This is a genomic window from Streptomyces sp. NBC_01445 (genome assembly GCF_035918235.1).
Classification (GTDB): Bacteria; Actinomycetota; Actinomycetes; order Streptomycetales; family Streptomycetaceae; genus Streptomyces.
Genome location: NZ_CP109486.1, coordinates 206,766 through 232,264 on the forward strand (window position 1 = coordinate 206,766; position 25,499 = coordinate 232,264).

Sequence of the window (25,499 nt, forward strand, 5' to 3'; positions counted from 1 at the left end):
ACACCCGTCGGCCTGAGTCAGAACCAGGAGGGTCCGGCGTTGACGTACGGGTTCTCCAGGGACGCCGCCTCCTCGTCGGTCAGCTCGAGCGTGAGTGCGTCCACGGCCTGCTGAAGGTGGTGGGAATTGGTAGCGCCCACGATGGGGGCGGAGATCAGCGGGTTACGCCGCACCCAGGCGAGGGCGATCTGGGCCATGGGCACGCCGCGGGTTTCGGCGAGTTGCTGTACGGCATTGATGACGGGTTCGTCGTGCGGATTGTCGAAGGACTGCACGACGTGGTCGGTGGTGGAGCGGGTGCTCTGCTCGCCGACGGGGCGCGCGAGACGCCCCTTGCCATTCGGGGAGTACGGCACAAGTCCCACGCCCATGTCGCCGCACATGGCCATCAGTTCGGGCTCGTCCTGGCGGCGCAGCAGGTTGTACTGGTTCTGCATGGACACGAAGCGGGTCCACCCGCCGAGGTCGGCGGCGTGCTGAAGTTTGGCGAACTGCCAGCCGTACATCGAGGAGACGCCGAGGTAGCGGACCTTGCCAGCCTTGACGACGTCGTGCAGGGCCTCCATCGTCTCCTCGACCGGTGTCTCGTCGTCGAAGCGGTGGACCTGGTACAGGTCGATGTAGTCCGTGCCAAGGCGGGTCAGGGAGGCGTCGACCTTTTCCAGGATCGCCTTACGGGACGGGCCCTCGCCGCCGGGGCCGTCGTGCATCTTGCCGCGGACTTTCGTGGCCAGGACGATGTCCTCGCGGCGGGAGTACTCGCGGATGGCGCGGCCGACGATCTCCTCGGAGGTGCCGGCCTGGTAGACGTTGGCGGTGTCCCAGAAGGTGAGGCCCAGCTCGACGGCCTGCCGGAAGAACGGCGCGGCCTTGTCCTCGGTCAGCGCCCAGGGATGGGCGCCGGGAACGGTCGGGTCGCCGTAGCTCATGCAGCCCAGGGCGAGCTGGCTCACCTTCAGACCGGTGGTACCGAGGCGGACGTATTGCATGGTCATGCTCCTAGGAGGAATTGCTGCCTCACCGGGGCGCCCATCTCGGGGGCGCCCCACTCCAGACCGGCGTCGGTAAGGCCAGTGTTGTTGTCAGTGGGTGGTGTATCCGCCGTCGACGGGGAGCGCGACGCCGATGACGAAGCTGGCGGCCGGGCTGCACAGCCACAGGGCTGCGGCGGCTACCTCTTCGGCTTGGCCGAGGCGTCCGATGGGCTGCTGCTTCATGATCTCGGCCATAGCCTCGGCCTGGCCTTCGAGCATGTCGGCGACCATCGGGGTCTCGATCACGCCGGGGAAGATGGCGTTGATGCGGATTCCCTTGGGGGCGTATTCGACGGCGGCGCTCTTGGTCAGGCCGATCACGCCATGCTTGGAGGCGTGGTAAGCGGCGCGCTCGGGCAGGCCGACCAGCCCGCCCAGGGAAGAGCAGTTGACGATCGCGCCGGAGCCCTGGGTGCGCATCTGGCGCAGTTCATGCTTCTGCGCGGCCCACACGCCGCGCAGATTGACGGCGTTGACGCGGTCGAAGTTCTCGGCCGACTCATCGGGTGCTTTTCAAGGCCGATGCCGAGCGGATGCGCGAGGGCGTGAGGCCGTGGACGTTTGTCGCGAGCGGAGCCCCGTTCCACGAGGACCTCTTGGTGCGGACGGACGCGGCCTCGGTGGAGGCCTGTTTGGCGGTCTGCATTCCCCGATTGCGCGCATTCGGCCTGGTCATCCCGGAGTCTGGGGCATGAGCGAGAGCCACGTGGACCGTCTGGCGAACGGCAACCCCCTCGTCGGCACCTTATGCACCATCCCGGACCCGAGCGTGGTGGAGATGGTGGCTTCCTCAGGGTTCGACTTCGTGTGCATCGACACGGAGCACTCTCCCGTCGGCCGCGCGGGCGTGGAGTCCTTGGTTCGTGCCGTCGATGTCGCGGGCCGGCCCGCGCTAGTACGGGTCGCCGACAACCGCCCCGAGCTGATCGCCGCCGCGCTGGACAGCGGGGCGGCCGGGGTCGTCGTGCCCCGGATCGACACCGCGGCCGACGCGGAGCGGGCGGTGCGTGCCACGCGCTATCCGCCGCTGGGCGAACGCGGCGGTTACCCCGGGCGCGCGTCCTGGTTTAACCAGGACCTGGCCAGCTACATGGCCCGTGCCAACGACGATCTTCTGCTCGTGGCCCAGGTGGAGAACCCGGCCGCCCTCGGCCATGCGGAGGCCATCGCGGCGGTGCACGGCATCGACGCTCTCTACGCCGCTCCCGGTGACCTCTCGGTGGCGATCGGCGCCACAGGGCAGGCGCTGGAGTCCGCGCTGCGCTCGGTGGTGCGGGCGGCTCGGACACACCACCGCACGGCCGGTCTGTTCCAGCTGGATCCCGGCCGCATCGACCAGTGGCACGCCGATGGTGTCGGACTCTTCTTCCTGGCCGCCGACTCGCTGTTCCTGTCCGAAGCGGCCCGCGCTGCCGCCCGCTCGGCACTCAGCCTGCGCGGCTGAGTTGACATCAGCCACGGTGTACTCAGCGTCAACTCAGCCCAGGGCGGCTCGTACGCGGGCATGACGAATCGCCCCCTCCCGCCCGAACGGGGGCGTTGCAGTTCGGGGCTCATGCGTACTGCTGGCGCTGCCGAAGACGGACGCGACGGCAAGGACGACACGGTCCGCTGCGGCAGTGGTCGTCAGGGGCTTGCGGGGACCATCTCCGCAGTGCCCTGGGACCGCGCGGTCTTTCCTGCTTCGAGAGTGCAGGGATCGACGGCTGCGAGCGGTGAGCCGACTCGGTAGGGGCATTCGGGGTCGTCGAGCCGGTTGGGTCGATCATGCGGCAGCAAATGGAAGGTGCGGCGGGCGAAAGGGCCGCTGTCGGCGCTGCGCAGCGCTTTGGGGGTGAGGTTGGTGTAGCCGATGAGTCGGCCGTCGCGCTCGTAGCGCGGCTTGCCCTTGTGGGTGCTGAGCTTGTCGAGGGCCTGGCGGACGTAGTCGAGGTCGGCTCCAGCGCTCCCGGCGGGCCTCCAGCAGCATGGCGACGCCCGGGAAATCCGGCCACTTCGACGGGGGCCACCACGCACGCGAGACCACGCGCTGCGGGACGGACGCGAACGCCTCGAGCTCGTCGGCGACCAGGTGCAGGGCGCGCTCCAGGACCGCATCGAGCAGCCACTCGGGCACGATGGGGAGCTCGCCGAACTCGGACATGGCACTCCCGTCCCTGAAGGGCGAAGCGGCTCTGCTTCGCCGTGCCGTGGTGTGCCACCAGCGTCGTGCCGGGGACGAGTCCCCGGCAACGGCTCTTCCGCCGGGCGGAAGCCGGAGAATGTCGGAGGTCCCTAATCATTGACCTCCACAATTATTGCGCTCTACATTCCACGCATTCGCCGGCACTCCCCGGCGACACCCCCGCCCTCCCTCGGAACCCCCGCAGAACGGAGCGCCTCATCGTGCCTGCACCCTTGCCCCGTACCCTCGCCGCGCTCGGCGCCGCGCTGCTCCTCACCCTCGCGGCCCCGGCCGCCGCCGAGGCCGACATCGCGGAGGCCGCCCGGCACGTGACCGGAACCCTGGCCGATGACGCGACCTGGATCGCGGACGTCCCCGCCCACTGGAACGGAACCCTCGTCCTCTTCTCGCACGGCTTCGGCCCGACTGTCGCCCAAGACGCGCCCACCCCCGCGGTGCGCTCCCAACTCCTTGCCGAGGGTTACGCGTTGGCGGGCTCCTCCTACGATCCGCACGGCTCCATGTGGGCTCTGGAGAGCGCCGAGCGCGACCAGTTCGCCACGCTCGACGCGTTCGCCGCCGCGGTGGCCCGCCCGGCGCGCACCCTCTCCGTGGGGCAGTCGATGGGTGGCCTGGTCAACGCCCGGATCGCCCGCGACGGCGGTGGCCGCGTCGACGGAGCGCTCGGCATGTGCGGCCTGGTCGCCGGCGGCACCGACCTCGACACCTATCAGCTCAACACGGAGTACACGCTCGCCAGGCTGCTGCTGCCCGGGCAGGAGGTCCGGCTCACCGGGTTCGCCGACGCGGCCGAGGCGTCGGCCACCGCGGACCGGCTCACCGCGGCCGTGACGTCCGCGCAGGGCACGGCGGAGGGCCGGGCCCGCATCGCGCTCGCCGCCGCATACCTCAACCTGCCCGCCTGGTCGTCCGGCGCGAAGCCCCCTGCACCGCACGATGCGGTGGCGCAGGAGGAGCAGCAATACGCGTGGTTGGCCCAGGGCCTGCTGACGTTCATCGAGGGCGGCCGGTACGCGATGGAGCAGTCGGTGGGCGGCAACAACTCGGGGAACGCCGGCACCGACTACGCCGCCCTGCTGGCCCGCTCCGAACACGCCCCACAGGTACGGGAGTTGTATCGCGCCGCGGGGATCGACCTGCGCACCGACCTCGACGTGCTCGCGGCAGGGCCCCGGACGGTGGCCGATCCGGCCGCGGTGGCCGCCGCGCGGCGCACCTCGTCGGCGGGGCAGGGCCTCGGTGTACCGCTGCTCGACGTGCACACCGTCGCCGACAACCTCGTACCCGTGGAGCAGGAGAACGCGTTCGCGGACCGGGTGAGGGCGGGCGGGGACGGGGCCCTGCTGCGGCAGGCGTACGTCGCGCGCCCCGGGCACTGCACCTTCACTACCGCGGAGACCGTCGCCGCGGTGCACGCGATCGACCGCAGGGTCGCCCTCGGACGCTGGGACGGCGCCGAGCGGCCCGCGGCCCTGCAGCATGCCGCGCTCGGACTGCACCTGGGAGACGCCGCGTATGTCCCGTACCGGCCGGGCGAGTTGAACGGCGCGGCCCGCTCCCACTGAACCGTTCCCCGAACCTTCGACCAAGGGATATCCCATGCCCGCACGAAGAATCACCGGCCGCTTCACCGCCGGAACCCTGATCGCCGGATGTCTCGCGGTCTGCCTCGCCCAGATCGGCATCGCCCTTCCCGCCACCCTCAACGGCCTGTTCCAGGAACATCTGCACCCGGTCGGCTCCCAGCTGACCTGGATATCCGACGCGTTCTTGCTCCCCGTCACCGTCCTGGAACTGACCTTCGGCGTCCTCGGCGACCTCTTCGGGCGCAAGAGGCTGCTCGTCGGCGGCGCCGTGCTGCTCGGCATCGGCGAGTCGGTGGCCGCCGCCAGTGAGGGGGTGCATCAGCTCTGGGCGGGGCAGGCGCTGGCCGGGCTCGGCGCGGCGGCGCTGTTCCCCACCTCGCTGGCGATGATCGCCGCGGGCAGCACCACCGCGGCGAGCCGGACCCGCGCCATCGCCCTGTGGGCGTCCAGCCTGTCCGCGGGCGGCTTCCTCGCCCCGCTGCTCGGGGGCATCACCGGGAACTACGGCTCCTGGCGGTGGGCCTTCGTCGTGGTGACGGGCATAGCGGCGGTGAGCGCCCTCACCAGCCTGCTGCTCGCCCACGACTCTCATGCGCCCGAGGGCCGTTCGCTGGACATCGGCGGCCAGATCACCATCGGCGTGGGGGCGTTCGCCCTGCTCTACGGGGTCATCCAGGGACCGATGGACGGCTGGGGTTCCGTGCCCGTGGTGACCGCCTTCCTGGTCGCCGTCGTCTTCCTCGGCCTGTTCGTCGTCGCGGAACGGCGGACGCGCTCACCGCTGCTGCGCCTCGACCTGTTCGCCGACCGGTCGTTCGCGGTGGCCTCCGTCGTCACCGTGGTGGGCATGTTCGCCTTCCTGGGCACCGCGTACGCCGCCAGCATCCGGCTCGGCCCGATCCAGCACCAGAGCCCGCTGCGCACCGCGTTCGCCTTTCTGCTGCTCAACGGCATCACCCCGTTCCTCACCCCGCTCACCACACGACTGCTCACCCGTGTGGCGCCGCGCCTGCTGCTCGCCGGGGGCCTGGCGCTGATGGCCGCGGGCGACTTCGCGGCCGCCGCGCTGCGGGTGACCGACCGGGCCCTGCCGTCGCTGATCCTGCCGCTCGGCCTGGTCGGGGTGGGCTTCGCCTTCACCGTCTCCTCCGTCACGGCGACCGCCGTCAACGCGGCCCCCGCCCACCTCGCGGGCATGGCCAGCGCCTCGACGAACCTGCTGCGCGACTTCGGCTTCACACTTGGTCCCGCGGTCATCGGCGCGGTGGCACTCAGCCGGGCGGCGTCCCGCCTCGACGGCGCGATCGGTACGTCGGACCTGGCGCCGGGCGCGAAGGCGGCGGCCGGGGAGGTCCTCGCCGAGGGCGGGCCGCTCGCCCTGAACTCGGTACCGGCCGGCTCCCCTCCTGGGGCGGCGGGACCCTACGCCCTCGCGGCGCTGGGCCACGGCTACTCAATCGGGTTCGTGGTCTGCGGCGGAGCCGCGGCGCTGTCGGCGCTCCTCGTGCTCGTCGCGCTGCGGCGCCGGAAGGGCACGGACACAACCGCGCGGGACGCCGACGGTTCGGCCGCCACCGCCCTGCCGGACGTCGGCGCGGTCTCTCCCTGACTCCTCAGGGCCGCCAGCCCAGCGCGCGCGAGATACCGCGCCCCGCGAGTCGTACGGCCGGGATCAGCGAGTGCGGCTGTGTCCCGGCCGAGGGGACCACGAGCGAGACCGCGGCCACGACGTCGCCCCCAGGCCCGCGCACGGGCGCGGCCACCGAGACCGCGTCGTCCGTGATCTGACGGTCGGCCACCGCGCAGCCGGTGCGCCGCACCTCGGCCAGGGCGCGGCGCAGCCGGACGGGGTCGGACAGGGTGTGCGGGGTGAAGGAGGCGAGCGGCCGGTCGCAGACCTGGTCCTGGAAGGTCCTGGCACTGTGGGCGAGGAGGACGAGTCCGACGCCCGTCGCGTGCAGCGGCCAGCGCGCCCCGACGCGGCTGCGCACGCCGACCGCGTGGCGGCCGGAGAGCCGCTCGATGTAGACGACGTCGAGGCCGTCGCGCACCGCGAGGTGCACGTTCTCGTGGGTCGCCTCGTCGGAGTGAGAATGACATGACCCTTCGTCACTCATGCCAGCAACGAGTGAGCACCACCCGTCAACGTCAACGACCAGATCGCTGCGCCTGCGCCACTGACACTCAGACGACGACGTTCAACTGACACTCCCGAGGCCGACGACGACCGGTAAGTCGATCGGCTCCGGCGCGTTGGTGCTGAGGCTCAAGAACTCTCACGGGTTTCGGTGTTCACCGGTGTGCGCGGAAGAACTCGGTGAGGTCGTGCGCGAGGAGCTCGGGTTCTTCGTGGGCGGCGAAGTGTCCGCCACGGGGCATGCGGGTGTACCTCGTGATGTTGTACGTGCGCTCGGCCCAGCTGCGGGGCGGCTGGGTGAGGTCGGCTGGGAACAGGGCGAGGGCCGTGGGCACGTTTACCCGCTCCACCCGCCTCGTCAGCCGCTGGGCGTATTCGTAGTAGGGCCGGAAGGAGGTCGAGATGGTGTGGGTGAACCAGTAGAGCGACGCCTGCGTGAGGAGGAAGTCGTCGCTGAACCGGGACGACAGGTCACCACCGCAATCGCTCCACGCACGGTACTTCTCGACGATCCAGGCAAGCAGCCCGGTCGGCGAGTCGGCCAGACCATAGCTCAGCGTGAGAGGGCGGGTGCTCTGTTCGTGCAGGTACCCGCCCTCTTCCGCGGACCACCCCGCGACGGAATCGAGGTACTCCTGCTCCTCTGGGGTGACACCGGCCGCGTCGTAGGCGACCGGACTGGCGATCGCCATCAGATGGATGCCCACCAAGGCCTCGGGGTGAGCCTCGCCGAGCCGGGAGGTGATGCCGGCACCCAGGTCGCCCCCGTGCGCGGCGTAGCGGGCGAAGCCGAGTTCGTCGTGCATGAGCCGGTGCCAGATCTCATGTGTCTGCGGCTGCTTCGCGAGCGAGGGCCGCTGAGGTGAGAAGGCGAATCCGGGCAGCGAGGGGACGATGACAGTGAACGCGTCGGCGGCGTCACCCCCGTACCGCGAAGGCGTGGCCAGCCGGCGGGCGAGGGTGGTCATTTCGATGAAGGAACTGGGCCACCCGTTGGTCAGGACGATCGGCAGGGAGCCGGGGTGTTCGCCGTCGAAGCGCAGGTAGTGGACGGGGGTTCCGTCGATGTCTGCGAGGTGAGACGGCAGGGCGTTGATGGTGGCTTCGTGGGTACGCCAGTCGTAGTCGGAGGCCCAGTATGTGACGAGGCGTCGTAGTTCGCCGGAGTCGGTGCCGGTCTCCCAGCCGGTGGCGGGCCAGGGGGTCGGCCAGCGTGTGTTGAGCAGCCGTGAGCGCAGCTCGTTCAGCTCGGCCTCGGGGACGGCGATCACGGGCGCGTGGCGGGTCATAGGAGTCTCCAAGGTTTCGTTCTCACATGACAGCGGTGCGTGCCTGGGCGCCGGAGCCGCTCTGCGTGCGCTTTTCGGGGGACCGGCGGGTGGTACCTGCTATCACAGCGGACAGGGCCATGAGGATTGCGATGACGAGCAGGGCGTGCCCGACGGTGGTCTGGTTTGCGAGGAATCCGATGAGGGGCGGTCCGCCGACGAAGCCGCAGTATCCGATAGAGGTGATGACGCTGACGCGGCCGGCGGTACGAGCGGGCTCGTCGGCCCCGGCACTCATGCTGATCGGAAAGCCGAGCGCCGCACCCATCCCCCAGAGCAGACTTCCCGCGAACGCCAGTCCAGTGGACGGCCCAAGCGCGAAAAGGGCGACGCCGGTGGCGGTGACGGCGGCGGCTGTCCGAAGGACAGTGACCCGTCCGAACCGGTGGAGGACCGCTGGCCCGAGCCAGCGGCCGGCGGTGAGCGCGGTGAGGAACGAGGCGTACGCCAGCGTGCCGATCGTGGCGGTGACGTGGTGACGGTCGATGACCGAGACGCTGACCCAGTTACTGCCCGCCCCTTCCGCGACCGCGAAGGCCAGTGCGACGAGCCCGACCGCCACGGTGCGCGGTTCTCGCCACGCGCCCAGACCCGAGCGGGACATTTTCACCGGCGGTGGCACTGCGGTGGGGTGCGCGGCGTGCTCAGGAAGGAAGTGCCGTGTCACCGCGGGTATCGTCCCGGCGATGACCGCTGCGACCACGGCCACATGGATGCTTACCGGGACCCGCAGCGCGGTCATCAGCACACCGACCGCGGCACCGGCGACCGTACCGAGGCTGAACGCGGCAAAGAAGCGTGGCATGACGGGACGGCCGAGCTGCCGTTCGACGGACGCGGCGTGCACGGTCATCGCGACATCCCAGAAGCCCGTAGCCGCGCCGAGCAGGAACAGTCCGGCCACCAGCAGGGATGTTGAGAAGGGGTATCCGAGCGCGATGACGCCGAGGCTCGCGCTGACGAGCAGTGCCACGGCGGTGATGGCCTGGCGGGGGCCGATGCGTGTGACGACAGGTCCCGACAGGGGCAGCACGATCACGCCGCCGACGGCGATGGTGAGCAGCAGGAGTCCCAGTGATGCCGGGTCGAGGTGCAGCTGCGTGCGGATCTGGGGGAGCCGGGAGGACCACGTCGATCCGGCGAGCCCCAGACCGGCGAAGACCGCGTAGGTTGCCCTCGCACCGGCCGTCACCTCTCGGCCTGTTGGCGCCGTCAGGACGGCTGCAGACGCTCTGGTCACGATCCCGGCCGGCCGGCTGGGCCGAGAGTCTGGTCGATCGCGTCCCGCGTCCTCTCGCGCGACTCCGGCGCGGTTGTGAGCAGAGCATGCATGATCATTCCCTCAAGCAGGGCGTCCAGGCGGGCGGCGCTGTCCGGGCCGGTGAAACGGGCCAGAACAGTGCGGCTGTCCGCCGTCCATTCCTGCGTCAGGGCTCGCAGTCCGGGGTTGCGGAGCGCCGCCAGGTGCAGCTCGAAGCCGAGGACCGCACTGCGGTGCCTAGCAGGACCTCCGTGGACGAGATCGACCAGGACCTCCACGAATTGCTCGTGCGTCTCGACGCTCTGGAACAAATTCTCGAACACCGCGGACTGCAGCTCGACATGCCGGGCGAACGCCTGCGTCTGGAGATCGGTCAAGCTGGCGAAGTGATAGGTGATCGACCCGAGCGGCACGCCGGCCCGGGCAGCGATGTGCCGATGCGTCGTCCCGGCCACCCCATGATCCGCAATGACGTCGAGAGTGGCGTCCAGGATGTGCGTCTTCCGGCCGGGGTCGTTGCGACGGGTCCGCCGCCCACCACCTGATCCACCGGAGGCCCGGCGCTCACCGCCGACCGCTTCCTTGGCCGTTTCACCTTCGGGAGGCTCCGCCGACGGCGGTTCGATGTGCACCATGCGTACAAACGTACAAGCCTTAAGAACAGATGTACAAATCAATGGATGCTCACAGCCGCCACGCCGCGGCATCACACCTGCACCTTCGGCATGCACACAACCGGCCGTTCGCCATGGTCTGCGGTCCGGACGGCTACCCTCACGCTCGCCTCAGCCCCGCCTGGCCGAAGGAAGCACTGCGACTTCCGGTTGGGCGCACTCGACATCCACATCGGCAGCCACCACACGATCCAAGCTCCGCCAGCGGCCGCCCCGGATCAGCGCCTGCTGTCACCCGGCGCGAGCAGGCTGGTGACTTCGGCGATCGCCTCCGGGGAGGGATGGAAGTACTTCCGTACGTTCTCGGGCTTCTTGTGCCGGGACTTCGCCATCAGCATCAGCAGGCTCGCCCCCGCCTCGCCGAGGTGCGTGAGCCCGGAATGCCGCCACTCGTGCAGATCCCAACCCGTGCCACTTTTGCCGCCGAGGGCGGTGTGCTCGTCCAGCAACATGCGGGCCTGCCCGTACGACAGCCGGACCAGCCCGGTGTCCGGGCACACGTCGCGCGGCGCGAGGACCTTGCCTGGGCCCGGCCTGCGGTGGGTGACGAACACCGACCCGCGCGTACGGCCCTTGAGCAGGCGGGGCAGCAGCCGGGCGGTGCCCGCGTCCCAGTACACGGTCTCCAGCACGAAGTCCTCGCGCATCGCGCCGCGGCGCCGGGTGCCCGGCCGGGCGCCCTTGGCCTTCACCGGGGCCCGGCGCCCGGCGAGGTCCAACTCCTCGATGTTGACTCCGAGGATCTCCTCCGACCGCGCGACCGTTTCGTAGAGCATCCGCCACAGGGTCTTCTCCCGGAGATGGACATTGCGGCGGGCGATCAGCCGGTCGATGGCCATCTTCGAGCGGGCCGGGGTCTCAGAGTCCGGCGGAGTCATCCGCTTCGCCCACGCCGGCACCTTCGGGCCGTTGTGCCCGTACTCGCCGCACCAGCCCAGCCACGACAGCACCGACGCCCGCCGGGCGTTCCAGGTGTTGACCGCCGCCTCGCCCCACAGCTCTTCGAGGGCGCCGCCGATCTCGTCGTCCGCGATCGTGGCGAGCGGGCGGGCCTCGCCGAGCCATTCGGCAGTCTTGCCGACCCCGATCCCTTAGTTGCGGACCGTGTTCGCGTTGCCGAGCGAGTCGAGGAACGCATCCGCCGCGCTCCGTACGGTCAACGCCTTCCCGGCGGGCAGTCGTACGAGCGTCGGCACTGCTTCCCCTCTTGCCGCAGAGAACAGGGCCTCTTCACGCACGGCCCCCGAGCCGTTCCCGCAGGTCGCGGTCGGCCGTCCCGCAGATAATAGGGCGTTATCTGCGGGAAGACTTCAAATCGCATTCGCTGCCGATGCTCCGTCAGCCGCCCACCAGGGGTGACGAGGGCTTAGACGGTGTCCTACATGGTGAGTTTGAGGAGCCGTTTGTAGCAGCAGAGGGCTGCGGCGAGGCCGAGAAAGGCCAGATAGTTGGCGGGTTGGCGCTCGTAACGAGGGCTGAGTCTGCGGTAGCCCGTGAGCCACGACATCGTCCGCTCGATCACCCACCTGCGGCGCCCTAATCGTTCGCTGGACTCGACACCCTTGCGGGCGATGCGGACCCCGATGTGCTTGCCCCAGAGCCATCGCCGCAGGTGAGGGATGTCGTAGGCCTTGTCGGCGTGAAGGCGTTGTGGCTTGAAGTAGCGTCCGCGGTAGGGGTCATGTCTCGTTTGGTGACCTGCGACCATGGGTTTCAGCGCGAGGCTGTCGTGGACGTTGGCGGCGGAGAGACCAACGATGAGGGGCAGCCCGTTCGCGTCCGACAGGATGTGCATCTTGGAACCCGGCTTGCCCCGGTCCACGGGGCTCGGACCTGCGTGTTCGCCCCCTTTTTTGCCCGCACGTGCGCGGAGTCCAGCACGACACGGGAGACATCGACGAGGCCGGCATCGTCCAGCCGGTGCACAACCGCCTCGTGCAGCCGACCCCACACACCGGCTCTCGACCAGATCATGAACCGCCGGTGCACCGTCGACTTCGACACCCCAAAACACGGCGGCAACGCCCGCCAGGCGCAACCGCTGACCAGTACGTAGATGATCGCGGCGAACAGCGTCTCATCAGGCGTGTTCTGCTTTCCGCCACCCTGCGGCCGCACCCGATCCGCCGGAATCAACGGCCTGGCGATCTCCCACAGCCCGTCTGGAACAATCCAACTCCACGTCCCCTGACCCATGTTGAGGAGCACTACCCAGCCTCACCATGTAGGACACCGTCTAATACTCCAGTCAGATTTGGTGTCCTGAGCTGGCTCTTTTCCGGTAGTGGCATCGTTGGGCGATGGCTTGGTGGCGTCTGCGCCAGCGGGACCATCTCAGGGCATGCTGACGCTGGTTGAGTTCGGGTCTGGGGTGGGGCAGCAGAGTGTCCAGGAGCCGTCGGATTTCCGCCACGGTGAGGGAGACGAGGCTGGTCGGTTCGTTTCTGCGGTTTCCCGGTGGGCCTCTTGGGCAGCCAGGGCGGTCAGGAAGGCATGCGCGAGCATGGCCAGGGTGATGTGCCGATACCAGCCCGGATAGCGGCGGACCTCGTACTCGTCCAGGCCGCACTCGTTCTTCGCGGCCTGGAAGCATTCCTCGACTGCCCACCGACTGCCGGCGATCCGGGCGAGTTCGTCGATCTCGATGCCGACGGGTGCGTGGGCAAGGTAGTAGGCAATCTCGGTGGGGTCGGACAGGCTGTGGCGGGCCAGCACCCAGCGATTATGGGTCGGCGGATCTGAGTCGAAAATGATGTTGGCGGGCAGTTTCGCCGCGGCCCAGTCATAGACGCGCGGGCCCTTCGCCCCGTCACCGCAGGACAGCCGCTGCCAGGCATCGGCGGGGGCTTCGTCGATGAGCTGGTCGATGCGCCAGCAGCCGGCTAGGGACTTGATCTGCTGGGACTTGGGCACCGCAACCACGTAACCGAGGCCGAGCTGCTCGAGCAGGCGGCGGAAGTTCCAGTCCTGCCCATAAGCCTCGTCCGCGGTCACCCAGGCGGCCGGGAGGCCCGCGGCCAGGCAGCGGCGCACGATCTCCCGGGCCAGCTCGCCCTTGGTGGCAAAGCCGCGTTCATCAGGGATTTTCGCTGCCCGGCACCGCTCGCGGTCGGAGGTCCAGGCTTTCGGTAGGTAGAGCTCCCGGTCCACCAGGGCCCGGCCCGAGCTGGTGGCGTAGGCGGCGAACACGCCGATCTGACAGTTGTCGATCTTGCCCGAGGTTCCGGTGTACTGCCGGCCCACCCCGGCCGAGGTGGTGCCCTTCTTGACGAACCCGGTGTCATCGATGATCAGCACCCCGCCCGGGCCGAGCCGCTCGGCGACATAGTCCCGCACGTCGTCGCGAACGGCATCGGCGTCCCAGCGGGCACCGTTCAGCAGGTGCTGCAGGCCCGCCGGATCACGGTGGCCGGCCCACTCGGCCAGCTGCCAGCCGTTCTTCCGCCCGACCGGCGCCATGAGTCCCCGCACGTAGTCACGCATCCGCCACCGCAGATCCGCCCGCCCGAACCGGCCCGCCACCCGAGCCAAAACCGACTCCAACTCGGCCTTCCAACAATCGACTTCAGGTATCACGTCCATACCCGAACAACGACAAACAGCAGCTCAGGACACGAAATCTCACTGGAGTACTAAGGGCCCAAGCCAGCCAGGAGCGGGGCAGGATGAGTGAGATCATTGAAGGCCGCCTGGAGCGCCTCCACACTCCACAGCCCTAGGCTCACATCGCTTGACTGAAGATCCGGAAGCCCCGGGCCCGCCCAGCGCGTTGAAGCATGAGCAGCAGAGTGGCCAAGTGTGGCGCACAGTCACAAAAATTCCGATCTTGTCGACCCCGGCGACTCGCCCAAAACATCGAACACGCGCTCTACTGAAATCTATGAGCACCATCGCACCGCACACTCTGACCGAACGGCAGCGCCGCATCGTCGCGTGCGCTCGTGAATGGGACGCGCCGGATTCGACCTCCTCCGCCACCGCATCCTCCTGCCCTGACAGACACTCGGTGTCACCACCGACTACGGGCCAGACCCAAGCGAGCGGTGTAACTGGGCTTGGTGTGGCTAGAGTTGGCCTGCGGTGAGGCGGCCGTCGAAGGCCAGGTCGAAGGCGTTCATGGCACCCTTCCAGCGTATGGTCCAGTGTTTGCGGCCGGCGCCGGTCGGGTCGAGGCTTCCTGGACCCGCTGGTCCAGCCCGTCCTCGCGCCAGCCGCTCTCCTTCGAGGGGCGTCGAAGTGTTGGCTGCCGGCAATGGTCCTGTGACCAGCACAGACGTGTACGCGCGGACGAGCCGGATCTCGCCGCGCTGGCGGCCCTCCTGGTCGACCGCACGCGCGCTGCATTCTGTCTCGTGCTGTTGGACGGCCGCGCGTGAACGGCGACTGAGCTGGCCCGCCTTGCCGGTGTCGCCCTGTCCACCGCGACGAGCCATCTGAACCGGTTGGTGACCGGCGGGCAGCTGGCCGAGGAGCACGAGGGCAGGCACCGCTATGTCTGGCTCGCTGACCCGGGCATCGCCGAGATGATCGAGGGGCTTGCCGCCTGGGCGCCCCATCGCCAGGTGCCGGTGCGTTCCCTCACCGCGGCGCGTCGGCTCCGCGCGCTCGCCCTTGCCCGTGTCTGCTACGACCACTTGGCGGGCTCCGTGGCCGTCGCGATCACCGACGCGATGACCACCGAAGGGTTCCTATCCTGGGACTACGGGCTGACGCTCACTGCCTCGGGAGCCCGCTGGCTCAGAGAGCTGGGCATCGTCGACGAAGCGCCCGGATCGTCGCCCCGACCGCATGTGCGTACGTGCGTCGACTGGACCGAGCAACGGCTCCATCTGGCGGGTGGTGTGGGAGCTGCCGTCTTCCGTCACGCCGTCGAGGAGTCGTGGCTCGTCCATGCGCACGACACACGTGTGGTGCGGCTGACGGACGACGGCGGAGCGCTCTTCGCCTGCACCCACGGCTGCCGGACACGACACTGCCCGCCGACTGAGGTCCACCCGTCGTACGGCCTGCCGCCGGAGCACCACCGTGTGACCCGCCGAGTGGTCGCCAGGCGAATCGTCACCGGGACAGTGCAGTTCGACAGGTGCTGTGGCCGTTGCGACATGGCTGCACTGACACTCCCGGGCGCGAGGCTCTGATCAGCCGCAGCGCACTGGCTGCGGCACACCGTGAAGGAGTCATCACATGGGCCGATACGACCTCGCCCTCATCGGATTCGGGGGCGTCAACCGCGCGCTGGCCGAGCTCATATCTCAGCGTGGGGACAGCCTCGCCGAGGAGCTGGGCTTCGCCCTGCGCGTCGTGGCGATCACCGACCTGCGGGCCGGTTCCCTGGTCGACGCCGACGGCATCGACCTGGCTCCGCTGCTGGCGGCCGAACCTGGTGAGCTGAAGTTCGCCGGTCTACCCGGCGGCAGTGCCGACCCGCGCAACGAGTGGGTGATCCGCGAGGTCCCGGCCGACATCGTCGCCGAGGCGACGTTCACCAACCCCACCGATGGCGAACCCGCCCTCTCCCATGTGCGCTGGGCTCTAAAGGCCGGCAAGCACGTGTGCACCACCAACAAGGGGCCGGTCGCGCTCGCCGCCAGTGAGCTCAAGCTGCTGGCCGCCGATCACGGTGTCGGTTTCGAGTTCGAGGGCTCGGTGCTCAGCGGGACTCCGATCCTGCGCACCGCCCAGCGGATGTTCGGCGGCCTGGAGATCACTGGTGTCCAGGGCATCATGAACGGCACGTCGAACTACATCCTCGGACGGCTCGAGGAAGGCATCGACCTGTCGGCGGCCATCGTGGAGGCCCAGGAGCTGGGATACGCCGAGGCCGATCCCACCGCCGACATCGAGGGCCACGACGTTCAGCTCAAGGTGATGATCCTTGCTAACGAGATCCTCGGCGCCGATCTGTGCCGCGAGGACGTGTTCTGCGAGGGCATTTCCAAGATCACCCCGGAGGACGCGCGGGACGCCGTGTCGAAGGGGCTGCGCTGGAAGCTGGTCGGTTCGGCCACCCGCCGGGCGGACGGCACCGTCGACGCCCGCGTGGCTCCTCTCGCGCTGCCGGGCCACCACCCGCTCGCGGGAATCTCCGGACCAGTCAACGCGGTCGCCTTCCACACCGACCTCCTCGGCACCGTCACCGTGTCGGGACCCGGCGCCGGCCGCATCGAGACGGCCTACGCCCTGCTGTCGGACATCATCGCCATCCACCAGCGCCACCACGCGGACGACGACACCGCCCCCCTGCCCCGTGTTCTTCAGGAGACCCACCGTGGCTGACACCGTTGTGTCCCCCCGTATCGAGTTCGTCACCGGCATGGAGCCCGTGCACAACCCCTACACCGGCGAGGTCATCACCGCCGTGCCCACCGACGACGCAACCGCAGTCGGCGCCATCCTGCAGCAGGCCAGGGCCGGCCGCCGCATCGCAGGCGCCCTGTCCCGCGCCACCCGGGCCTCCATCCTGGAGCGCACCGCCCGGCTGGTCGAGCGGCGGGCCGAGTCCTTCGCCGAACTGATCGTCAACGAGGCGGGCAAGACCATCACCCAGGCCCGCAAGGAGGTCGCCCGCGCCGTCAACACTCTCGCGCTGTCCGCGGCCGAGGTCCGGCGCAACGCTGGCGAGGTCATCCCCTTCGACTCCTACGAGGGCTCCGAGAAGCGGCAGGGCTGGTTCACCCGCGAACCCCTCGGCATCATCGCCGCCATCACCCCGTTCAACGACCCTCTCAACCTGGTCGCCCACAAGCTGGGCCCGGCCGTCGCCGGCGGCAACGCAGTCATCCTCAAACCGTCTGCTCTCACCCCGCTGTCCGCGATGCGCCTGGTCAACACCCTCGTCGAGGCCGGGATGCCAGAGGAGATCGTCACGGTCGTCAACGGCAGTGCCGATGTCGGGGCCGCAATCGTCAGCGCCCCCGATGTGCGCATGGTGTCGTTCACCGGAGGGTTCGCCACCGGCGAGGCCATCTCCCGCTCGGCCGGCCTGAAGAAGTTGGCCATGGATCTCGGCGGCAACGCCCCGGTCATCGTCATGGACGACGCGGACCTGGACGAGGCGGTGGCGTCGTGCGTCTCCGGTGCGTTCTGGGCCGCGGGCCAGAACTGCATCGGCACCCAGCGGATCCTGATCGCGGCCGAGGTGTACGAGTCCTTCCGCGATGCCTTCGTCGCCGGCACGAAGGCGCTGCGCGTGGGGGACCCGTTCGACGAGCGCACCGACGTCGGCCCCATGATCACCGAGGAGGCCGGGCGTGCCACCCGGATGAAGGTCGATGCCGCGGTGGCCCAGGGAGCCGTGCTGCTGTGCGGCAACGCGCTGAACGGCTCCCTGTATACGCCGACGGTCCTGGAAGACGTCCCGGCCACCTGCACCATCTGGCAGGAGGAGGCATTCGCTCCGGTCGTCGTACTCCAGCCGTTCGCTTCCTTCGAGGACGCCATCGAGCAGGCCAACGCCATCGACTACAGCCTCCACGCGGGCATCTTCACCTCGCGTCTGGACCGGGCGCTGTCCGCGGCCCGGCTGCTGGAAGCCGGCGGAGTGATGATCAATGACTCGTCCGACTACCGGTTTGACGCGATGCCGTTCGGCGGGTTCAAGTACGGGAGCATGGGCCGCGAGGGCGTGCGCTTCGCCTTCGAGGAGATGACCCAGCCTAAGGTCGTCTGCGTCAACCACCTGGACGATGTACGGTGACCGGCTTCCGCATGGAGTGCGACTCCCTGGGGACCCTCCCGGTCCCGGCTGACGCTTACTGGGGGGTGCACACCGCCCGGGCACTGGAGAACTTCCAGGCCAGCGGCATCCCGCTGGCTGCCCACCCGTCCCTGGTCCAGGCGTTGGCCATGGTCAAACGTGCTGCCGCCCGGGCCAACGGGGAGATTGGCGCGCTGGAGCCGGACACCGCCGGGGCCATCGAGGCCGCCTGTCAGGCCATCGAGGCCGGCCGCCACCATCAGGAGTTTCCGGTCGATGTCATCCAGGGCGGCGCCGGCACCAGCACCAACATGAATGCGAACGAGGTCATCGCCAACCTCGCTCTGGAGCATCTGGGTTTCGAGCGGGGCCGCTACGACGTGGTCTCCCCGCTCGACCATGTCAACCGCTGCCAGTCCACCAACGACGTCTACCCCACCGCGCTGCGGCTTGCCGTCAGTACCGCCTTGGGCGGGCTGCTGGCCGAACTGGCCTCGCTCGCGGACACGTTCGCGGCCAAGGGAGACGAGTTCGCTCATGTGGTGAAGGTGGGCCGCACCCAGCTGCAGGACGCCGTCCCGATGACCCTCGGTCAGGAGTTCGCCGCCTTCGGCGTGACCCTGGGCGAGGATGTGGCCCGTATCCGCGAGGCTCTGCCGCTGCTGCACGAGATCAGCCTCGGCGCCACTGCCATCGGAACCGGCATCACCACGGAACCCGGGTATGCCGAGGCAGCCGTACGGCACCTGGCCGCTCTCACCGGGCTGGACCTGAAACCGGCCTTCGACCTGGTCGAGGCGACCTCCGACACCGGCGCCTTCCTGCTCGTGTCCGGTGTCCTGAAGCGGTCGGCGATCAAGTTGTCGAAGATCTGCAACGACCTGCGCTTGCTGTCCAGCGGCCCGCAGAGCGGTCTTGCCGAGATCGTGCTGCCGCCCCGCCAGGCGGGCTCGTCGATCATGCCGGGCAAGGTCAACCCTGTGATCCCAGAGATGTTCAACCAGATCTGCTACGCGGTGGCCGGCGCCGATGTTTCCATCACGATGGCGGCGGAGAACGGGCAACTCCAGCTCAACGCCTTCGAGCCGCTGATGGGGCACCTACTGCTGACCTCGATCCAGTGGCTCACGCGGGGCTGCTCGGCCCTGCGCTCGCACTGCGTGGCCGGGATCACCGCCAACGAGGAGCACCTAGCCCGGCAGGTCGCCCGGTCCGTGGGCTCGGTTACAGCCCTGACCCCGTACATCGGCTACACCGCGGCTGCCCGGATCGCGAAGCAGGCTCTGGAGACCGGGGCAGACGTGGCGGACCTCGTGGCCCAAGCTGGGCTGCTCGACCGGGACCAGGCGACCAAGCTGCTCAGACCCGAGCCGCGGAACCCTTCCTTCGTCGCAGGCGGTTGACACCCTTGAGCAGGGATCAGCACCGTGACGGCGTCACGGACATCGGGCATCTGGGCCGTGACTTCCCGGATGCCCTTACGCGTTCCAGCAAGGCGGCTTCGCGCCGCAGCAGACGTCGAAGCCGCCGCTGACGACCTCGCGAGCAGACCGGCTCCTGGACACGTCCACGGAGCGCCTCACATCGCACCGGCTTGTCGAGGCCAGCAGACCGGTCACCGCCGCCTGGTACATCCCGCTCTTCGCAGTCAGCAATGCCGGAGGAGTCGGCCCTCCTTGCGCTCCGCATCCGATGCCATGCCCCCTTCCCACCCCATGAAGGATTGATTCCCATGCTCGACTCTCTGGTGGCCAAGACCGTCGGTCCTGTGCTGTCACTCGTCCGCATCGTCCTCGGTGTCCTATTCGCCTGTCACGGCGCAGCATCGCTGTTCGGTGTGTGGGGCGGGGCGGCCGGCACCCACGGCGGCACGGTGCCGTTCGACTCCTGGCCGGACGGGTGGGCGGCGGTCATCGAAATAGTCTGCGGTGGCCTGGTGGCTCTGGGCCTGTTCACCCGGCTGGCGGCGCTGGTCTGCTCTGGCTCGATGGCCTATGCATACTTCGTCGTGCACCTGGCGGCGGGCCTTCTGCCGATCGAGAATGACGGCGAGCCGGCCGCACTGTACGCCTGGGCCTTCCTGCTGGTCGCCGCGCTGGGGTCCGGGCCGTGGGCTCTCGACCGGCTGCTGGCAATCGAGCGGGCACCGCAGGCCGGGGCGCTCGAGCGTCAGGCAACCGTGGACGCCTGACACGTCATAAAGCTCGGGTCTCACCGATGCCTGACAGTGAACCCCGAGCAACCAGCAGAATCAGTGGTCTCACCGGGTGGGGGTGCTCCAAGCATGCTCACTGTCGTCGCGATGCTCGAGGCGTTCGCGGCCGCACCCCCGCCCGGCTAAACCCTGCCTCGTCGAGGCCGGTTGACGCCCCTGTACCAGGCATCAGCGCCGTAGTCGCGTCGCGTACGCGAGGCATCCGAGCCATGTCGCCCCGGCAGCCTGGTCGCGCTTCCGCGAGGGGCACTACCGGCTCACCACGCCCGCCGAGCAGAACACCGACGCTCCCCTGCCCCTCGCCCCGGGCCCCAGGCCCCAGGCCCACTCTCGACCAACTCCCCCTGGAGACTCCATGTCCACCCCACAGGCGAACCGCTCTCAGAACCCGAACATTGGCTGGACCTGGCTGCTGATCTCTTCGCTCTTCGAGATCACCTTCGCGCTCTCCGCCGAGGCCACCCACGGCTTCACCCGCCTCGGCCCCTCCCTGCTCACCGTGGCTGCCGTCTCCTGCTCCATCTTCATGCTCTCCAAGGCACTGAAGTCGATCGACGTCGGAGTCGGCTATACCGTCTGGTCCGGCATCGGAAGCGTCGGCACTGTCGTCTTCAGCACGCTCGTCTACGACGAGCCCCTGACGCTGTGGAAGGTCCTGGCTTTCGTCCTGATCATCGGAGGTGCCGCCACCCTGCAGATCAGCGACAGATTCGAAGTGAAGAAGAAGGCCACCGAGCGCAGCTCCCGCTCTCACCAGCCCGTTGCGTAACACTCCCGCCCCGCGAACCTGACGCACAAGGAGTCAGCCCCATGACCTGGGTCTACCTCAGCATCGCCGTTGTCTTCGAGATCTGCTTCGCTCTAGGCACCAACGCCACTAACGGATTCACCCGCCTATGGCCCTCAGTGCTGACCCTGCTGGCCGCCGCTGGAGGCATCTACACCCTGTCCCTGGCCCTACTCGAGCTCGACGTCTCGGTCGGCTACACCATCTGGACCGGCGTGGGCGGCGTCGGCACCGTCATCATGGGCGCCATCCTCTTCAAGGAGAAGATCACCCTCACCCGTCTACTGTCCTTCGCCGCGATCATCAGCGGCGCCGTCATCCTGCGCCTGACCTCCATCTGATCCACAAGGACACGCACACAGTCGGCCCTCGGCCTACCAGGCTGCAGGGCCGTTTCCGCCTCGCGGGCGGCTGACGACCCTGGACAGGGTGAGTGCTGTGACCGTGTCCCGTACGCCGGGCATCTGGGCGATCTCCTCCCAGATGTCTCGCACACGCTCCAGTGAGGTCGCCTCGAGGCGCACCATGATGTCGAAGTCGCCGCTGAGGATTTCGCAGATCACGACTTCGGGGATGAGTTTGAGCGCGGCCAGGACGTCTCCGCCGCGCATGCGGTCCTGGCGGTAGACGAGCACGAGAGCCGAGACGACATCTTCACCAGCGTCCTCGCCGGGCCGGACGATGGTGTAGCCGGCGATGTGGCCCTGTCGCTCCAAGCGCTCGATGCGCTGACGGACGGCGTTGCGGGACAGCAGAACCCGGCTGGCCAGCTCGGCATGAGAGATGCGGGCGTTACGCGCCAGCTCAACGATGATCTTCTCGTCGATGGCGTCCAAGGTGGGCGGTCTCCTTCACGAACAGGGCCCCCACAGCCAGGGCGCTGACGGGGGCCGGTGCACAATGTCGGACCTGTCAGGAGTGGCGATGAGTAGGCCCTCCGGAGCAGAGCAGCCGCTGTGCCAATGCCAGGGGGGACTTAGCGGTCGCGTAGGCGTGCGCGGATTCGTCTGCGGCCCCGTATCCCCACAGTACGCGGATCGCCGGGATGCCTTCGGCGGCTGCGCTCAGCACGTCGTAGCCTCGATCGCCCACCATCAGCGGCCGCGAGATATCGACCCCATGCAGCCGCAGACGCTGCAGGCACTCCCGGATCACGTCCCGCTTGCTGCTGCGGCCTGCCACATCGGATGTGCCGCACACGGTCACCATGTGCGCGGCCAGGCCGTAGTGCTCGGTGATCCTCACAGCCTGGTCTTCGACCTTCGAGGTCGCCACCGCCATGGGGAAACCGGCCCGCGCCAGGGCCTCCAGCAAGTCGGGCACACCTTCGTACACGCTGCTGTCCAGGGCACCCGTCCTGGCGTACTCAGCGCGGTAGAGCTGTAGGGCTCGCTTCGCCGTCGGCCCGTCGAGGCAGACGACCTCACGGAACGTCTGGTACATGGGTGGACCGACGAAGCTGCGCAGCCTGTCGGGGTCCGGCACAGGTGCTCCGATGGCCATGAGCGTGGCGGCGACGCTGCTGGTGATGCCCGGGGCGGAATCCACCAGAGTGCCGTCGAGGTCAAGCAGAAGACATGTGGGTCTCACGGGGTCCCCCTTTAAGCCGCCGCTGCGGCGGCGGATCGTAGGGCAGTTGGGTCAGCACACGAACGTCGTGTCGAGGACGGCGCGGATGTCGGCGACGAGTTCGTCGGCGTCCTCCAGGCCGATGAACAGCCGTAGGTGCCCGTAACCTCTGGAAGGGTTCGGGGTAGGTCTTCATGCCGCCACGTCCGCTGCCGCCGACGTGCACGATCAGAGACGTCGTGCCCAAGGTGTAGCGGTGGCGGCCTTGCGGAACAGCGGTTTGTAGCTGAAGCCCGCGAACAATCCGCCAAGGACCGGGAAGACGATGAAAACCCACAGCTGCGCCCAGGCCCAGCCGCCTGCGTATACAGCAGCCGCGATTGATCGCGCCGGGTTCAAACCGGTCCCGTCGACGGGGATCGTGATGAGGAGGATGACCGTCAAGGCCAGACCGATCGCTAGCGGCGCGAAGCCGCTCACACCGGCCTTTGCTGTCGCATGGAGCACCACGTAGATGAAAATCGCCATGAACACGAACTCGACGACGATCGCGCCGAGAACGCCGAAGCCACCGGGCGAATGGCTGCCGAATCCATTGGCGGCGAATCCGTTTCGCCGCGCCGTGGCGAAGAACCCGTTGCCGCTCGACGCGATGAGTGCGATCACCGACGTGCCCACCACACCCCCAGCGAGCTGAGCGACGATGTATCCGGCTACGTCTCGCCATGCGAAGCGGCCAGCGGCGGCGAGGCCCAGTGTGACGACCGGGTTGAGATGGGCACCCGAGACCGGACCGAACACGTACGCGCCGACGATCACCGCGAGGCCGACTGCGAGGGCCACTCCGAGGAAGCCGACACCGAGCGTGTTGTTGACAGTGGAGGGGAAGCTGGCAGCGAACACGCCGGCGGCGACCAGCAGCAGGGTGCCCAGTGCCTCCGCTAGCAGGCGATTGGCATGACTCGGACCAGGGCCCACTTCCGAATTCGTGGCTGACAGGGCCGGGGCGGTGGTCATGTCGCGCTCCCGAGGGCGCGACGCGAGTTGTCGCCGCTCTCGCGGATTGCGTAATCGATGTCCGCGATCAGATCCTCAGGTTCTTCCAGCCCTAGCGAGAGCCGTAGGTGACCGTACTTCCGGAACGGCTCGGGATAGTTCTCCGAGCCTCCTCGCCCGTCCGGTCCTACATGGACGATCAGCGACTCGTCATGACCCAGCGATACCGCGGAAGTGATGACTCTGAGCTGGTTAACAAAAGCGTTCTGACGACGCGAGTCGCCTTCGAGAGCGAACGCAAGCACGCCGCCATATCCGTTGCCGCCGAACTGTCGACTCGCGAGTTCGTGCTGCGGATGGGACTCGAGACCGGGGTAGAACACGTATGCCACGTCCGGGTGGCCGACGAGGTACTCTGCGACGCGTTGAGCCGAGCTGAACTGCTGCCGCAGTCGCAACGGCAGCGTGATCGAGCCCCGACTGATCAGCCACGCGTTGAACGGTGAGATCACTCCGCCCACGTCGACGAGCGCATCCGACCTGACGGGACGAAGCAGATCGGACGAGCCGATCACGACTCCCCCCATCGCATCCCCATGCCCGTTGATGTACTTCGTCAGTGAGTGGATGACAATATCGGCGCCGTTCTGCAGGGGCCGGTAGAACGGCGGCGGGGTGAACGTCGAGTCGACGGTCAGCGGGATGCCCGCTTGTCGGGCGATGTCCGAAAGCGCCGCGATATCGGCGACCTTGGTGGTCGGGTTCGCGATGGTTTCGGTGTGCAGCAGGCGAGTTCGCGGCGTGATCGCCGAGCGCACTGCTTGAAGATCGCTCGTATCGACGAACGTCGCTGTAATGCCGTACCGGTCCACAAGCAGCTCGCTGAACAGGCGCCAGACGGCCTCATATGTGACGTCCGAGACCACGACATGGTCGCCGCTTCTCAAGTGCGCGAAAAAGATGGCGTGCAGCGCGGCGACTCCCGTCGCGAACACAACTGCTTCCTCGCCCTGCTCCAACGCAGCGAGCTTGTACTCGAGGTCGCGCTGATTCGTACCGCCGTTCCGCGTATAGATGGGATGTTCGGTGTTCGACCAACCCATGCTCGACGGGTCCTCCGGCAGGGCGTAGGAGTTCGCCATAACCAGGGGCGAGCGCACAGCCCCTGAGCCCGCATCGACAGCGTTGCCGAGATGCACCGCTTGGGTGGCGAAACCGATGGTCGCCGGCTCGTGCTTGTGAGGACGGGGCATTACGGCTGTTCCTCTCCAGTTATCACACATGCTTGTTCCGACGCAGCAGCCTGCAGCAAGTGAGCGTCGAGTTCGGCCTCCACATTCGGTGCTGAGCCCTTGAGTGGCTTATCACCGTGCTTCACATCGCCTCGAAGCACACCTACGGAGTGCCGCGCATCCACGCCGAGTTGTGCCGGCTCGAGCGCCGCGTGAACCGCAAGCGGGTGGAGCGGATCATGCGCGAACGGAACATCGCCGACATCACCCGCCGCAAGCGCCGGTCGCCGACCCGTCCAGCAAAGAAAACAGTGCCCGCCACGGATCTGCTCGGGCGCGACTTCACCCCGAGCGCGCCAGGCCAAAGACTGGTCGGCGACATCACATACATCGCCACCGACGAGGGCAGGCTGTATCTGGCGACCTGGCTCGATCTGGCGACCCGCGAGATCGTCGGGTACTCAATGGCTGACCACCATCGCGCCTCCCTGGTCGTCGACGCGCTGAACATGGCCGTCGGCCGCAGCCACCTGCAGCCCGGCTGCATCGTGCACTCGGACGGAGGATCGGAGTACACCTCCGACGAACTGCGGCGTGAGATAGGCCAGTTGGGGCTGCATCAGAGCATGGGCCGCACCGGCTCGTACTACGACAATGCCGCTGCGGAGAGCTTCTTCGCGTTCCTCAAAGAGGAGATCGGCACCCGCCACTGGCCCGACCGCGCCACCGCCCGATCCGAAATCTTCGCCTTCATCGAGAGACCCTGTTGCCCAATTCGGGTGGTGTCGCCTTGATTGCT

The 25,499-nt window shown here is 68.4% G+C and carries 21 protein-coding genes and 4 pseudogenes; 11 read left to right on the forward strand and 14 right to left on the reverse strand.

Annotated elements, in window-relative coordinates:
• Positions 1–17: 17 nt before the first annotated feature.
• On the reverse strand, positions 18–989 hold the full coding sequence (locus OG574_RS49020; RefSeq protein ID WP_326779444.1) for an aldo/keto reductase: 972 nt from the start codon (positions 987–989) through the stop codon (positions 18–20).
• A 93-nt stretch (positions 990–1,082) separates the two neighbouring features.
• Positions 1,083–1,544 (reverse strand): annotated as a pseudogene (locus OG574_RS49025) (SDR family oxidoreductase); the annotation flags it as partial.
• 181 nt (positions 1,545–1,725) lie between these two features.
• Here OG574_RS49025 and OG574_RS49030 point away from each other — a divergent pair.
• A complete protein-coding gene (locus OG574_RS49030; protein WP_326778885.1) occupies positions 1,726–2,478 on the forward strand; it encodes an HpcH/HpaI aldolase family protein in 753 nt (250 codons plus the stop codon).
• A gap of 182 nt (positions 2,479–2,660) precedes the next feature.
• Here the strand turns inward: OG574_RS49030 and OG574_RS49035 are convergent, their stop codons facing one another.
• Positions 2,661–3,050 carry a DUF6009 family protein gene (locus OG574_RS49035; RefSeq protein WP_326778886.1) on the reverse strand — a complete coding sequence of 130 codons (390 nt, stop codon included), beginning with the start codon at positions 3,048–3,050 and terminating at the stop codon, positions 2,661–2,663.
• Between the two features lie 369 nt (positions 3,051–3,419).
• Between OG574_RS49035 and OG574_RS49040 the strand changes: the two genes are divergently transcribed.
• Both OG574_RS49040 and OG574_RS49045 read left to right on the forward strand, forming a co-directional pair.
• The gene (locus OG574_RS49040) at positions 3,420–4,784 is read left to right on the forward strand and encodes an alpha/beta hydrolase (RefSeq protein WP_326778887.1); all 1,365 of its coding nucleotides are present in this window, start codon (positions 3,420–3,422) and stop codon (positions 4,782–4,784) included.
• Between the two features lie 34 nt (positions 4,785–4,818).
• Complete coding sequence (locus OG574_RS49045) at positions 4,819–6,414, forward strand: MFS transporter (protein WP_326778888.1); 1,596 nt, start codon at positions 4,819–4,821, stop codon at positions 6,412–6,414.
• Between the two features lie 4 nt (positions 6,415–6,418).
• On the opposite strand, the pseudogene OG574_RS49050 reads toward OG574_RS49045, so the two are convergent.
• The 7 genes and pseudogenes from OG574_RS49050 to OG574_RS49080 form a co-directional block, all read right to left on the reverse strand.
• Positions 6,419–6,886, reverse strand: a pseudogene (locus tag OG574_RS49050) (IclR family transcriptional regulator); the annotation flags it as partial.
• A gap of 211 nt (positions 6,887–7,097) precedes the next feature.
• Positions 7,098–8,231 carry an epoxide hydrolase family protein gene (locus tag OG574_RS49055; RefSeq protein ID WP_326778889.1) on the reverse strand — a complete coding sequence of 378 codons (1,134 nt, stop codon included), beginning with the start codon at positions 8,229–8,231 and terminating at the stop codon, positions 7,098–7,100.
• 22 nt (positions 8,232–8,253) lie between these two features.
• The gene (locus OG574_RS49060; RefSeq protein WP_326778890.1) at positions 8,254–9,462 is read right to left on the reverse strand and encodes an MFS transporter; all 1,209 of its coding nucleotides are present in this window, start codon (positions 9,460–9,462) and stop codon (positions 8,254–8,256) included.
• A gap of 44 nt (positions 9,463–9,506) precedes the next feature.
• Complete coding sequence (locus OG574_RS49065) at positions 9,507–10,238, reverse strand: TetR/AcrR family transcriptional regulator (protein ID WP_326778891.1); 732 nt, start codon at positions 10,236–10,238, stop codon at positions 9,507–9,509.
• Positions 10,239–10,423: 185 nt separating this feature from the next.
• A pseudogene (locus OG574_RS49070) lies at positions 10,424–11,401 on the reverse strand (tyrosine-type recombinase/integrase).
• A 182-nt stretch (positions 11,402–11,583) separates the two neighbouring features.
• Positions 11,584–12,401, reverse strand: a protein-coding gene (locus tag OG574_RS49075) for an IS5 family transposase (RefSeq protein ID WP_326778892.1) whose coding sequence is annotated in 2 segments (ribosomal slippage) — positions 11,584–12,062 and positions 12,062–12,401 — 819 coding nt in all. Because the reading frame shifts where the segments join, the coding sequence is not laid out codon by codon here.
• Positions 12,402–12,539: 138 nt separating this feature from the next.
• Entirely contained in the window at positions 12,540–13,787 is a 1,248-nt protein-coding gene (locus tag OG574_RS49080) for an IS701 family transposase (protein WP_442816961.1), read from the reverse strand.
• Positions 13,788–14,512: 725 nt separating this feature from the next.
• On the opposite strand from OG574_RS49080, the pseudogene OG574_RS49085 reads away from it, so the two are divergent.
• The 7 genes and pseudogenes from OG574_RS49085 to OG574_RS49115 all read left to right on the forward strand — a co-directional run.
• A pseudogene (locus tag OG574_RS49085) lies at positions 14,513–15,145 on the forward strand (ArsR/SmtB family transcription factor); the annotation flags it as partial.
• 244 nt (positions 15,146–15,389) lie between these two features.
• Positions 15,390–16,481, forward strand: a complete 1,092-nt coding sequence (locus OG574_RS49090; protein WP_326778894.1) for a homoserine dehydrogenase — start codon at positions 15,390–15,392, stop codon at positions 16,479–16,481.
• 37 nt (positions 16,482–16,518) lie between these two features.
• Positions 16,519–17,901 (forward strand): aldehyde dehydrogenase family protein, encoded by a 1,383-nt coding sequence (locus OG574_RS49095; RefSeq protein WP_326779445.1) that lies wholly within the window; start codon positions 16,519–16,521, stop codon positions 17,899–17,901.
• 11 nt (positions 17,902–17,912) lie between these two features.
• Positions 17,913–19,304 carry an aspartate ammonia-lyase gene (locus OG574_RS49100; protein WP_326779446.1) on the forward strand — a complete coding sequence of 464 codons (1,392 nt, stop codon included), beginning with the start codon at positions 17,913–17,915 and terminating at the stop codon, positions 19,302–19,304.
• 329 nt (positions 19,305–19,633) lie between these two features.
• Positions 19,634–20,092 (forward strand): DoxX family protein, encoded by a 459-nt coding sequence (locus tag OG574_RS49105; RefSeq protein WP_326778895.1) that lies wholly within the window; start codon positions 19,634–19,636, stop codon positions 20,090–20,092.
• A gap of 379 nt (positions 20,093–20,471) precedes the next feature.
• The gene (locus OG574_RS49110; protein WP_326778896.1) at positions 20,472–20,885 is read left to right on the forward strand and encodes a DMT family transporter; all 414 of its coding nucleotides are present in this window, start codon (positions 20,472–20,474) and stop codon (positions 20,883–20,885) included.
• A 41-nt stretch (positions 20,886–20,926) separates the two neighbouring features.
• Positions 20,927–21,244, forward strand: coding sequence for a DMT family transporter (locus OG574_RS49115; RefSeq protein WP_326778897.1), 318 nt, complete (start codon positions 20,927–20,929; stop codon positions 21,242–21,244).
• A gap of 33 nt (positions 21,245–21,277) precedes the next feature.
• Here OG574_RS49115 and OG574_RS49120 read toward each other — a convergent pair whose 3' ends face one another.
• From OG574_RS49120 to OG574_RS49135, 4 genes are all read right to left on the reverse strand, one after another.
• Positions 21,278–21,739, reverse strand: a complete 462-nt coding sequence (locus tag OG574_RS49120) for an Lrp/AsnC family transcriptional regulator (RefSeq protein ID WP_326778898.1) — start codon at positions 21,737–21,739, stop codon at positions 21,278–21,280.
• Between the two features lie 76 nt (positions 21,740–21,815).
• Positions 21,816–22,493: an HAD hydrolase-like protein gene (locus OG574_RS49125; protein ID WP_326778899.1), complete on the reverse strand. Its 678-nt coding sequence runs from the start codon at positions 22,491–22,493 to the stop codon at positions 21,816–21,818.
• A 207-nt stretch (positions 22,494–22,700) separates the two neighbouring features.
• A complete protein-coding gene (locus tag OG574_RS49130; protein ID WP_326778900.1) occupies positions 22,701–23,489 on the reverse strand; it encodes an aquaporin in 789 nt (262 codons plus the stop codon).
• Positions 23,486–24,721, reverse strand: coding sequence for a trans-sulfuration enzyme family protein (locus OG574_RS49135; protein WP_326778901.1), 1,236 nt, complete (start codon positions 24,719–24,721; stop codon positions 23,486–23,488). The genes OG574_RS49130 and OG574_RS49135 overlap by 4 nt, the downstream gene beginning before the upstream one ends.
• 110 nt (positions 24,722–24,831) lie before the next feature.
• Between OG574_RS49135 and OG574_RS49140 the strand changes: the two genes are divergently transcribed.
• Positions 24,832–25,494 (forward strand): IS3 family transposase, encoded by a 663-nt coding sequence (locus tag OG574_RS49140; RefSeq protein WP_326779447.1) that lies wholly within the window; start codon positions 24,832–24,834, stop codon positions 25,492–25,494.
• The last annotated feature ends 5 nt before the right edge of the window (positions 25,495–25,499 follow it).

What these genes read in the sequence shown, in the direction of transcription:
- OG574_RS49020 (WP_326779444.1), bottom strand. Translation starts at nt 989, where the DNA reads ATGCAATACGTCCGCCTCGGTACCACCGGTCTGAAGGTGAGCCAGCTC.
- OG574_RS49030 (WP_326778885.1), top strand. Translation starts at nt 1,726, where the DNA reads ATGAGCGAGAGCCACGTGGACCGTCTGGCGAACGGCAACCCCCTCGTC.
- OG574_RS49045 (WP_326778888.1), top strand. Translation starts at nt 4,819, where the DNA reads ATGCCCGCACGAAGAATCACCGGCCGCTTCACCGCCGGAACCCTGATC.
- OG574_RS49055 (WP_326778889.1), bottom strand. Translation starts at nt 8,231, where the DNA reads ATGACCCGCCACGCGCCCGTGATCGCCGTCCCCGAGGCCGAGCTGAAC.
- OG574_RS49065 (WP_326778891.1), bottom strand. Translation starts at nt 10,238, where the DNA reads ATGCCGCGGCGTGGCGGCTGTGAGCATCCATTGATTTGTACATCTGTT.
- OG574_RS49080 (WP_442816961.1), bottom strand. Translation starts at nt 13,787, where the DNA reads ATGGACGTGATACCTGAAGTCGATTGTTGGAAGGCCGAGTTGGAGTCG.
- OG574_RS49090 (WP_326778894.1), top strand. Translation starts at nt 15,390, where the DNA reads ATGGGCCGATACGACCTCGCCCTCATCGGATTCGGGGGCGTCAACCGC.
- OG574_RS49095 (WP_326779445.1), top strand. Translation starts at nt 16,519, where the DNA reads ATGGAGCCCGTGCACAACCCCTACACCGGCGAGGTCATCACCGCCGTG.
- OG574_RS49100 (WP_326779446.1), top strand. Translation starts at nt 17,913, where the DNA reads ATGGAGTGCGACTCCCTGGGGACCCTCCCGGTCCCGGCTGACGCTTAC.
- OG574_RS49105 (WP_326778895.1), top strand. Translation starts at nt 19,634, where the DNA reads ATGCTCGACTCTCTGGTGGCCAAGACCGTCGGTCCTGTGCTGTCACTC.
- OG574_RS49110 (WP_326778896.1), top strand. Translation starts at nt 20,472, where the DNA reads ATGTCCACCCCACAGGCGAACCGCTCTCAGAACCCGAACATTGGCTGG.
- OG574_RS49115 (WP_326778897.1), top strand. Translation starts at nt 20,927, where the DNA reads ATGACCTGGGTCTACCTCAGCATCGCCGTTGTCTTCGAGATCTGCTTC.
- OG574_RS49130 (WP_326778900.1), bottom strand. Translation starts at nt 23,489, where the DNA reads ATGACCACCGCCCCGGCCCTGTCAGCCACGAATTCGGAAGTGGGCCCT.
- OG574_RS49135 (WP_326778901.1), bottom strand. Translation starts at nt 24,721, where the DNA reads ATGCCCCGTCCTCACAAGCACGAGCCGGCGACCATCGGTTTCGCCACC.